Below are 8,860 nucleotides of genomic sequence, written 5' to 3' on the forward strand. Positions count from 1 at the left end.
GAGCCTGGGTCGGCGCCGTTGCCCCTGTCCGGCTCAGCCCTCGTGGATGCCGCCCCGGGTCAGCGCCGCCGGATCCAGCAACCGCCGCAGCTCGGCCTCCGACAACCCGCTGTCCTGCCTGGCCACCTCCAGCACCGGACGTTTTTCCTTGTAGGCGCGTTTGGCGATCGCCGCCGCCTTCTCATAGCCGATGATCGGATTGAGCGCGGTGACCAGGATCGGGTTGCGATCCAGCGCCTCGCGCACCCTGGCCTGATTGACCACCACCCCGGCGATCACCGAATCGGCCAGCAGCCGCGACACGTTGCCCAGCAGGTGGATCGAATCGAGCAGGTTGGCCGCGATCAGCGGCAGGGTCACGTTCAACTGGAAGTTGCCGGTCTGCCCGGCCACGGTGATCGCGGTGTGGTGACCGATCACCTGCGCACAGACCATCACCGTGGCTTCGGGAATCACCGGATTGACCTTGCCCGGCATGATCGAACTGCCCGGCTGCAGCGCCGGCAATTCCAGTTCGCCCAGCCCGGCCAGTGGCCCGGAATTCATCCAGCGCAGGTCGTTGGCGATCTTGATCAGCGCCACCGCCAGCGCGTTCAACTGTCCCGACAGCTCCACCGCATCATCCTGCGCGGCCAGCCCCTCGAACTTGTTGTCCGCGCTGTCAAAGCGGACCTTGCTCGCCGCCGAGAGCGCCTTGGCCACCTTGCCGCCAAAGCGCGGATCGGCGTTGATCCCGGTGCCGATCGCGGTACCGCCCAGCGGCAGCCGGCGCAGGCGCTTGAGGCTGTCCTCGATCCGCGCCTGCGCCGAGACCAGTTGCGCCGACCAGGCGCCGAATTCCTGGCCGAAGGTCAGCGGCATGGCGTCCATCAGATGGGTGCGGCCGGTTTTGACGACCTTGTTCAACGCCCTGCCGCGCCTGTCGATGGTCTTGCGCAGATGCCGCAGCGCCGGCAGCAGGTGCTCGCCCGTTTCCAGCAGCGCCGAGACCCGGATCGCGGTGGGGATCACATCATTGGAACTCTGCCCCAGATTGACGTGGTCATTGGGATGCACGCGGGTCTTGCCGGCCTGGCCGCTGCGCGTGGCCAGCGTGGCGATCACCTCGTTGGCATTCATGTTGGAGGAGGTGCCCGATCCGGTCTGGTAGACGTCAATCGGGAAGTGCGCATCGTGTGCGCCCTCGGCCACTTCGCGCGCGGCGGACTGGATCGCCCTGGCCACGCCCTTGGGCAGCAGGCCCAGCCCGGCATTCACTTCGGCCGCCGCAGCCTTGATCAGCCCCAGCGCCCGGATGAAGGCGCGCGGCATGCGCTGCCCGGAAACGGGGAAGTTTTCCACCGCACGCTGGGTCTGCGCGCCCCAAAGCGCTTCGACCGGCACCTGCAGCTCGCCCATGCTGTCGTGTTCGATCCGGGTCTTGCCGCTCATCCGAGTTCTCCTTGTGGGGTGTCAGTGCGGTCGCACCGGCGCCGGGTGCGCCCGCCGCGAGCCATGGCCCAACCATACGCCGCAGCCCGCGTGCATGACATGGGCGCCCGGTCCCGCAGCGGCGTCGGCGTAGAATATGGCCCCCGCCACTGCCTGATGCCTGCTGACCATGTCGGATACGTCCCGCCCGGAAGCCACCCTGCTCGCCCTGTCCCCGCTCGATGGCCGCTATGCCGGCAAGGTCGACGCGCTGCGCCCGATCTTCTCCGAGTACGGCCTGATCAAGGCCCGGGTGAAAGTGGAGATCGAATGGCTGCTGGCGCTGGCAGCTGAACCCGGCATTGGCGAACTGCCCGCGTTTTCCGCGGCGGCCGCGGCCCGCCTGCATGCGCTGGCCGACGGCTTCTCGCCGGCCCACGCCGCCCGCGTCAAGGAAATCGAGCGCACCACCAACCATGACGTCAAGGCGGTGGAGTACTTCATCAAGGAGCAGCTCGCCGATGATGCCGAACTGGCCCCGGCGCTGGAATTCGTCCATTTCGCCTGCACCAGCGAGGACATCAACAACCTGTCCTACGGCCTGATGCTGGCGGAAGCCCGCGAAAAAGTGGTGCTGCCGGCGTTTGCCGCCATTGCCGCCGCGTTGCGTCAGCTGGCCCACGCCCAGGCGGGCCAGCCGATGCTCTCGCGCACCCACGGCCAGACCGCCTCGCCGACCACCCTGGGCAAGGAAATCGCCAACGTCGTGGCCCGTCTGGAACGGCAGATCAAGCAGATCGGCGCGGTCGAGCTGACCGGCAAGATCAATGGCGCGGTGGGCAACTACAACGCCCACGTCATTGCCTACCCGGATGTGGACTGGCCGGCCTTTGCCGAGCGTTTCGTCACCTCGCTGGGGCTGGTGTTCAACCCGTACACCACCCAGATCGAGCCGCACGACAACATCGCCGAAATCGGCGATGCGACCCGGCGCGCCAACACCATCCTGATCGACCTGGCCCGCGACATCTGGGGCTACATCTCGCTGGGCTACTTCAAGCAGCGGCTCAAGGAAGGCGAAGTCGGCTCTTCGACCATGCCGCACAAGGTCAACCCGATCGACTTCGAGAATGCCGAGGGCAATTTCGGTATCGCCAATGCGCTGTTCGAGCATTTCAGCGCCAAGCTGCCGATCAGCCGCTGGCAGCGCGACCTGACCGACTCCACCGTGCTGCGCGCGATCGGCACCGCCTTCGGCCATACCCAGGTCGGGCTGGATTCGCTGGCCAAGGGCCTGGGCAAGCTGACCGTGAACCCGCAACAGCTGGATGCCGATCTGGACGCCGCCTGGGAAGTGCTGGCCGAAGCGGTACAGACCGTGATGCGTCGCCACGGCCTGCCCAACCCCTACGAACAGCTCAAGGCGCTGACCCGCGGCCACGGCATCACTGCCGAGTCGATGCAGGCCTTCGTCGAATCACTGGCGCTGCCGGCCGATGCCAAGCAGGCGCTGCGCGAACTCACCCCGGGTGGCTATGTCGGACTGGCCGAGCGCCTGGCCAAGGCGATCTGAGTTTCCAGACAACATGTATCCAGCGGGGCGGGGGGAAACCTCCGCCCTTTTTTGCATCCGGCGCCCACCCAGGCGCACCGGGTGCCGCTCCCGCCGCGCAAACCGGTATCCGCGCCTCTCCAGCGCAGGTGCACATCCCAGGCAGGCAGCGGACAATAGCCGGGTGACGCCGGCTTCGGCCGCGCCCCGCATTCCCGTCTACACGCTGCAAGGATTTCCCCATGGCCGCACGCAAGACCAAAACCCCTGTCATCGAAGTCCAGGCCAAGCCGGGACTGCCGCTGGGCATGCCCGCCACCACCTTCCTGCGTGATTACTGGCAGAAGCGGCCGCTGTTGATCCGCGGCGCCTTCCCGGATTTCGCAACCCCGCTGATGCCCGAGGATCTGGCCGGCCTGGCCTGTGAGGAGGGCGCGCTGGCGCGGCTGATCAGCCATGACCGCGCCACCGACCGCTGGAGCGTGCGTACCGGCCCGTTCGCGGAAGAGGAATTTCCGGGCATGCCGAACCACGACTGGACCCTGCTGGTGCAGGACGTGGACAAATGGGACCCGGACGTCCGCGCGCTGCTGCCGCACTTCAGCTTCCTGCCGCGCTGGCGCATGGACGATGTGATGATCAGCTTCGCCGCCCCCGGCGGCTCGGTCGGCGCCCATGTCGACCAGTACGACGTGTTCCTGCTGCAGGGGTATGGCCATCGCCGCTGGCAGATCGATGCCAGCGAATCGATCAACGGCAAGCGGCCGCCGCTGGCGTTCCGCGACGACGTCGAGCTGAAACTGCTCAAGCGCTTCAAGCCCAGCCATGACTGGGTGCTGGCCCCGGGCGACATGCTGTACCTGCCGCCGAACGTGCCGCACCACGGCGTGGCCGAAGACCCGTGCCTGACCTTCTCCTTCGGCATGCGCGCGCCGTCGTCGGCCGAGCTGATCAGCGACTACCTGGACACACTGATCGCCGATGCCGATGAAGCCATCCGCTACCAGGACCCGGACCTGAAGCTGCCGGAAGATCCCAACGAGATCGACGTCAACGCGATGAACCGTGTGGTCACCGCGCTGAACGCGATCCGCATGAACGATCCCGACAAACTGGGCGCGTGGTTCGGCCGTTTCATCACCACCTACCGCGCCGCGGGCGAAGTGATGCCGTCGCAGGCCCCGCGCCCGCGCCAGGAAATCGAAGCCGCACTGGCGGAAGGTGCACAGCTGGAACGCCACCCGTGGGCCCGCCTGGCCTGGCGCCGGGCCAACCGCGGCGCCAGCCTGTTCTGCAGCGGGCTGGACTTCGCGCTGCCGGTGAAGGATGCGCAGACGCTGGCCGCGGTCGAATACATCGATGCCAGACTGTTCGCCAAGCTCTCAAAAAAAGGCCGCGAGACGGTATTCGAACTGATCGACAGCGGCCACTTCCAGCTGCTGCAGCACGGCGACGGGTTTGAAGACGACGACAGCGATGCGGCCGCCTTCGACCAGTTCCAGGCGATCGAGATCGACGAGGACGGCGAAGACGATGCCGCTGACGAGGAAGCGGAGCAGATCGTGATCGACCAGGTGATCGTCAGCGAAGCCGGGGTCGAGGTGGTGGTCAGCTTCGACGAAGAAGACGCGGAGCCCGACGCGCAATGACCTCGCCATCGACCTTCCACATCGAGCCGGCCGACTACGCCACCCAGCAGGCGCTGCTGCACGAGCTCCGCCATGCGGTATTCGTCGAAGAGCAGCAGGTGCCGGCCGAGTTGGAGGTCGATACGCTGGACCCGTTGAGCTGGCACGTGCTGGCGCGCGATAAGGGCGGAAGCGTCATCGGCACCGGCCGCCTGACCCCGGACCGGCGTATCGGGCGGATGGCGGTGCGGGCGCAATGGCGGGGACAAGGCGTCGGCGGCGCCCTGCTGCAGGCGTTGCTGCGGCAGGCCGGCGACCGCGAGTGGGAGGCGGTGACCCTGCATGCCCAGCTCACCGCGCGGGACTTCTACGTGCGCCACGGCTTCCTGCCCGAAGGGTCGGAATTCGAGGAGGCCGGAATCATGCACCAGACCATGTGCCGGCGCCTGTCCGGCGCGGCCACGGTGGAGGGCGTGGCGGCCGCCATTGCCGCCACCACCGCGCTCGTGGCCCGGGCGCGCCGGCGTCTGCTGATCCACAGCCGCCACCTGGACCCGAAGGTGCTGGATGCGCCGCCGGTGATGGAGGCCCTGCGCCGCTTTGCCACGGCCCGCAACGACAAGCAGGTGTCGATCCTGGTGCACGACGCCTCGGTTGTGCAGCAGGCGCACTCACCGCTGCTGGCGCTGGCCCAGCGCCTGCCCAGCGTGTTCCATTTTCGCGAGCCGGTGGATCCGGTTGACCGCAATTACCCTTCGGCCTATGTCCTGAACGACAACGGTGATTGCTACTTTCGTCTACTGGATTACCGTTTCGATGGCGAAGCCACGTTCGAGCAGCCTTCACGCACCCGGCCGCTGGAAGCGGAGTTCACCCGCATGTGGGAACGCTCCCGCCAATGCAGCGAACTGCGTGCCCTCGGGATCTGAGCGCACACAAGCAGGCCAGTGCCCGGTCATGCATGAACCGACCGGGACGCAGTGCTGCCCCTTCCTGTCCGGGCGGGGGTATAATTTGCAGGTTAGAACACGCCCGCGCGGCGGCCTTGCAGCAAGGTCTACGCCGGTTTCTATGCGTCATACCCCACAAGCGAATCCGACACTCAATCGTGGACAATCTCCTGAAGCAGTTTGCGCAGTCATCGCAGCTCGCCGGCGGCAACGCCGCCTATATCGAGGATCTGTACGAGCAGTACCTCGTTTCTCCGGACAGTGTGGACCCCAAGTGGAAGTCCTACTTCGACGGCTTCAAAGGTCGCGAAGCCGGTGACGTGCCGCATTCGGCCGTTATCGCGCACATTACCGAGGCCGCCAAGAACGCGCTCACGGCCGGCCCTGCCGGCGGCGAAGGCGACGAGCGCGAGCGCCACGTTGGCCGTCTGATCACGGCCTACCGGTCGCGCGGACACCTCGGCGCCAGGCTGGATCCGCTGGGTCTCACCCCGCCGGTCAATCCGCCGGACCTGGGGCTGCCGTTCCATCATCTGAGCGAAGGCGATCTCAACGACGAGTTCAGTACCGGCGGTATCGCAGGTCAGCCGCGGATGAAGCTGCGCGACCTCGTTGCCCGCCTGAAGGCGACCTATACCGGCTCGATCGGCGCAGAGTTCATGCATATCGCCGAAGTGGAGCAGCGCCAGTGGATCTACCAGCGGCTGGAAACCGCCGGCGGCCAGTACAACCTGGATGCCGACACCCGGCGCCGTACGCTGGAACGCCTGACCGCCGCTGAAGGTCTGGAGCGCTACCTGCACACCAAGTACGTCGGCCAGAAGCGTTTCTCGCTGGAAGGCGGCGATTCGCTGATTCCGTTGATGGACACCGTGATCCGCGGCGCCGGCGCCGATGGCGTCAAGGACGTGATCATCGGCATGGCCCACCGCGGCCGCCTCAACGTGCTGATCAACACCCTCGGCAAGAACCCGCGCAAGCTGTTCGACGAGTTCGAAGGCAAGTTCGAGCATGACGAGCGTGCCGTCGCCGGTGACGTGAAGTACCACATGGGCTTCTCGGCCGACGTCGCCACTGACGGCGGTCCGGTGCATCTGGCGCTGGCGTTCAACCCGTCGCACCTGGAGATCGTCGACCCGGTGGTTGCCGGTTCGGTGCGTTCGCGCCAGGAGCGCCGCGGCGATACCGCGCGCAAACAGGTGATGCCGATCCTGATCCACGGCGACGCCGCCTTCGCCGGCCAGGGCGTGGTGATGGAGCTGTTCCAGATGTCGCAGGCCCGCGGTTTCGCGGTCGGCGGCACGGTCCACATCGTCATCAACAACCAGGTCGGTTTCACCACCAGCAACCGTGACGACGCCCGTTCCACGCTGTACTGCACCGACATCGCCAAGATGATCGGGGCGCCGGTACTGCACGTGAATGGCGACGATCCGGAAGCCGTGGTGTTCGCCGCCAAGCTGGCCTACGACTTCCGCCAGAAGTTCAGCAAGGACGTGGTGATCGACCTGATCTGCTACCGCCGCTGGGGCCACAACGAAGCCGACGAACCGGCGATCACCCAGCCGCTGATGTACCAGGTGATCCGCAAGCACCAGACCACCCGCGAGCTGTATGCCGCACAGCTGGAAGCGGCCGGAGTGATTCCCGCCGGTGCCGGCAAGGACATGGTCGACCGCTATCGCAACAAGCTCGATGCCGGTGAAGTCACCACCGAGCTGGCCGATGTGGGCAAGACCCCGGCCACCAGCAAGCTGTTCGTGGATTGGGCCAAGTACCTGTCGGGCAAGCTGGCCGACCCGGTCAGCACCAGGGTCGAGATGGGCAGGCTGACCCAGCTGGCCAAGATGATCAACACCATTCCGGAAGGCGTGGAAGTCCACTCGCGCGTGGCCAAGGTCTACGACGACCGTCGCAAGATGGCCGCCGGCGAGATCCCGGGCGACTGGGGCTTCGCCGAGAACCTGGCCTACGCCACCGTGCTGGATGACGGCCACGGCCTGCGTCTGGTCGGCCAGGACGTCGGCCGCGGCACCTTCACCCACCGCCACGCGATCCTGCACGACCAGAAGACCGACAGCTATTACCTGCCGTTGCGTCAGCTGGTCGAGTCGCCGGAACAGGCCACCATCATCGATTCGCTGCTCAGCGAAGAAGCGGTGATGGCCTACGAGTACGGCTTCTCCACCACGGACCCGAACACGCTGTGCATCTGGGAAGGCCAGTTCGGCGACTTCGCCAACGGTGCCCAGGTCGTGATCGACCAGTTCATCGCTTCCGGGGAAGCCAAGTGGGGCCGCATCTCCGGCCTGACCCTGCTGCTGCCGCATGGTTACGAAGGCCAGGGGCCGGAGCACAGCTCCGCCCGTCTGGAGCGTTTCCTGCAGCTGTGCGCGCTGGAAAACATGCTGGTGTGCGTGCCCTCGACCCCGGCGCAGGCGTTCCACATGCTGCGCCGGCAGATGTGCATGACCACCCGCAAGCCGCTGGTGGTGATGTCGCCCAAGTCGCTGCTGCGCCACAAGCTGGCCGTGTCGAGCCTGGAGGAGCTGGCCAATGGCGAGTTCCAGACCCTGATCGGCGACGCCAAGGCCGACCCGAAGAAGGTCAAGCGCGTGGTGCTGTGCTCGGGCAAGGTCTATTACGACCTGCTTGAAGACCAGACCAAGCGCGGCCAGGACGATGTCGCCCTCGTCCGCGTCGAGCAGCTGTATCCGTTCCCGCGCGAGGCCCTGGTGGCCGAGCTCGCCCGCTTCCCGAAGGCCGCCGACGTGGTCTGGTGCCAGGAAGAGCCGATGAACCAGGGCGCGTGGTACCAGATCCGCCATCACCTGCAGTTCTGCACCGGCAAGAATCAGGGCCTGCACTATGCCGGTCGTACCAGCTCGCCGTCGCCGGCGGTGGGCCATATGGCCGATCACGTGATCGAACAGCAGAAGCTGGTGGCCGATGCACTGGTCAATCCGTTCAACGACCAGATCGCTGAATAATTTTTCACCTTTCAAGAAAACGAACCCAGGAAGCTCTCCGAATGGCCACCGAAGTCAAAGTTCCGGTACTGCCCGAATCCGTATCCGACGCCACCATCGCCACCTGGCACAAGAAGGTCGGTGACGCCGTCAAGCGTGACGAGAACCTGCTCGACCTGGAAACCGACAAGGTCGTGCTGGAAGTGCCGGCGCCGGTTGATGGCGTGCTGAAGGAAATCAAGTTCCAGGAAGGCGATACCGTCACCTCGAACCAGATCCTGGCCATCATCGAAGCAGGCGCGGTCGCCGCTGCGCCGGCACCGGCCGCCGCGGAGGCGCCGAAGGCCGCTG

6 protein-coding genes are annotated in these 8,860 nt (G+C 66.3%); 5 read left to right on the top strand and 1 reads right to left on the bottom strand.

Features of this window, described 5'->3' with window-relative positions; genetic code table 11:
* Window positions 1-33 precede the first annotated feature (33 nt).
* Complete coding sequence (locus tag QZH66_RS05275; RefSeq protein ID WP_305804914.1) at window positions 34-1,431, bottom strand: class II fumarate hydratase; 1,398 nt, start codon at window positions 1,429-1,431, stop codon at window positions 34-36.
* A 169-nt stretch (window positions 1,432-1,600) separates the two neighbouring features.
* Here QZH66_RS05275 and purB point away from each other — a divergent pair, with 169 nt between their 5' ends.
* From purB to QZH66_RS05300, 5 genes are all read left to right on the top strand, one after another.
* Entirely contained in the window at window positions 1,601-2,983 is a 1,383-nt protein-coding gene (gene purB, locus QZH66_RS05280) for an adenylosuccinate lyase (RefSeq protein ID WP_305804915.1), read from the top strand.
* A gap of 221 nt (window positions 2,984-3,204) precedes the next feature.
* Window positions 3,205-4,611: a cupin domain-containing protein gene (locus QZH66_RS05285; RefSeq protein WP_305804916.1), complete on the top strand. Its 1,407-nt coding sequence runs from the start codon at window positions 3,205-3,207 to the stop codon at window positions 4,609-4,611.
* Window positions 4,608-5,519 (top strand): GNAT family N-acetyltransferase, encoded by a 912-nt coding sequence (locus QZH66_RS05290; RefSeq protein ID WP_305804917.1) that lies wholly within the window; start codon window positions 4,608-4,610, stop codon window positions 5,517-5,519. Before QZH66_RS05285 ends, QZH66_RS05290 begins: the two co-directional genes overlap by 4 nt.
* 179 nt (window positions 5,520-5,698) lie before the next feature.
* The gene (locus QZH66_RS05295) at window positions 5,699-8,530 is read left to right on the top strand and encodes a 2-oxoglutarate dehydrogenase E1 component (protein ID WP_305804918.1); all 2,832 of its coding nucleotides are present in this window, start codon (window positions 5,699-5,701) and stop codon (window positions 8,528-8,530) included.
* A 41-nt stretch (window positions 8,531-8,571) separates the two neighbouring features.
* Window positions 8,572-8,860: biotin/lipoyl-containing protein (locus QZH66_RS05300; RefSeq protein ID WP_305804919.1), on the top strand; the 289-nt coding region annotated here is incomplete at its 3' end.

The organism is Stenotrophomonas sp. YIM B06876 (assembly GCF_030711595.1).
Classification (GTDB): Bacteria; Pseudomonadota; Gammaproteobacteria; order Xanthomonadales; family Xanthomonadaceae; genus Stenotrophomonas.